Source organism: Anaerococcus tetradius ATCC 35098 (assembly GCF_000159095.1).
GTDB classification, from domain to species: domain Bacteria; phylum Bacillota; class Clostridia; order Tissierellales; family Peptoniphilaceae; genus Anaerococcus; species Anaerococcus tetradius.
In genome coordinates this window covers 1-1,792 of the sequence record NZ_GG666310.1, presented here as the reverse complement: position 1 = coordinate 1,792, position 1,792 = coordinate 1, and the positions used below count along the sequence as shown (strand labels likewise).

Annotated in this window: 2 protein-coding genes; both read right to left on the bottom strand. The window is 28.3% G+C overall.

All coding sequences use genetic code 11. From position 1 onward, the window contains the following. The coding region (locus tag HMPREF0077_RS09735; RefSeq protein ID WP_004837846.1) for a recombinase family protein at positions 1-276 on the bottom strand (276 nt) is incomplete at its 3' end. After that, on the bottom strand, positions 269-1,792 hold a 1,524-nt coding region (locus HMPREF0077_RS09730; protein ID WP_004837845.1), incomplete at its 5' end, for a recombinase family protein. The genes HMPREF0077_RS09730 and HMPREF0077_RS09735, both read right to left, overlap by 8 nt.

Here is a 1,792-nt window from a genome sequence, read left to right as displayed (position 1 = left end):
AATATAATCTCTTGAAAACCTAGACATATCTTTTACAATTATAGTTCCTACTTTACCACTCTTTATATCCTCAATAAGCCTTAAAAATGAAGGTCTATTTGTATTAGTGGCAGAATATCCATCATCTACATATTCTTCTATTTCACAACTTTTTAAAGATGTTTCATTTTCAATGTAGCTTTTTATATAATCTCTTTGATTTGCTATACTTTCACTTTCATCTACTTTGTGATAATCTTCTTCAGAAAGTCTTAAATATATAGCTATCTTATTCATGCTCTACCTCCAACTGCTTTCCCACATCTTTATCAAGTTTAAACTTAAAATATATGGTAACCTGCTTATACTCTGATATTTCTATATGGCTAATTAACGTATCGACCAATTCTTTATCAACTTCTATGCTTTTAGCATCCAAGCAGCAAAATAGTACATCTATAAATTCTATAATTTCTCTTTTTTTCTTTTTTATATTTCTTATTCTTTCATCAAAAACTTTTAACTCATTTTTTAAGGTTTTTATTTGATTATTTATTTTTTTACTTTCTATTTTAAAATCACTTAAAAGAACCTCTCCTTTAACATAGTTTTCATATTGTTCTTGTAGATTGATCCTAAGAGAAGCAATCTTTTTATTATTTACATCTGTTTTTATAGAAACTTGATTTATCTTTTCAGCACTTATATTTTCTAAATATATTTTTAGTTGTAATCTTTTATCCTTTTTATAAAAGCTTGAAAACAGTCTTTTTAAGGTATCTACTAAAATTTTGTCGAGGTCTGTTTCATATATTCTGACATGAGATTTTTCCAATTTTAATCTGTCTCCACCTTTACAATAATAGCAATAGCAAATCTCATCATGATATTTCAGTCCTCGTGGTCCATATTGTTTTTTCAAATTTCTACCACAAACACTGCATTGTATGAGGTCGTCATACTTTCCTTCTTTTTTATAATCTCTTTGAATTTTTACTCCAACATTTTCTTTTCCGTCTTTTATTATGTTTTTCAGTGAATGGTAAGGTAGATAGTTTTGTTTTTTCTCCTTTATCTCTCTGATATTTTCAAATGTAGTTTTGTCTATTAACCCTTCGTGGGTGTTCTCTGTTATAATCCACTCTTCTTTATCACGAAACTTACTTTTCCTACTTGGATCATGTCTATTTGAGTATACTCTTTGAATCAAATTCCCAATATATACTTCATCAGAAAGCATTTTTGATATATAAGAAATATCCCATTGTTTTGTATCTTCTTTATCCTTAAAAATTTTACCTGTTCTTTTATATTCATCAGGTGTCGTATATGTTTTAGTCAATTCTCTTGCTATTTGCATATTGGATTTACCTTGACTTGCCACATAAAAGATAAGTCTTACTACATCTGCTGCCTTTTTGTCCATCACCAGAACTCTTTTTCCATCAATTTTATCAACCTTATAGCCATACGGAGCCATCGCTCCTATAAAAGACCCTTGTTTCATTTTTATTTCTTTGGAGGCTTTTATTTTCTTTGAAATATCTTTTGTGTATAAATCATTGAAGATATTTTTTATTGCTATTTCATAACTCTGATCTGATTTTATACCGTCTTTAGTATCCAGATTATCATTTACGGAAATAAATCGAACTCCCAAAAATGGAAATACTTTTTCGATATAGTTTGCGATTTCTAAATACTCTCTACCAAACCTTGACATATCTTTTACTATGATACAATTTATCCTGCCTGTTCGGATATCTTCCATCATTTCAATAAATGCAGGTCTTTTAAAATTTGTTCCAGAATA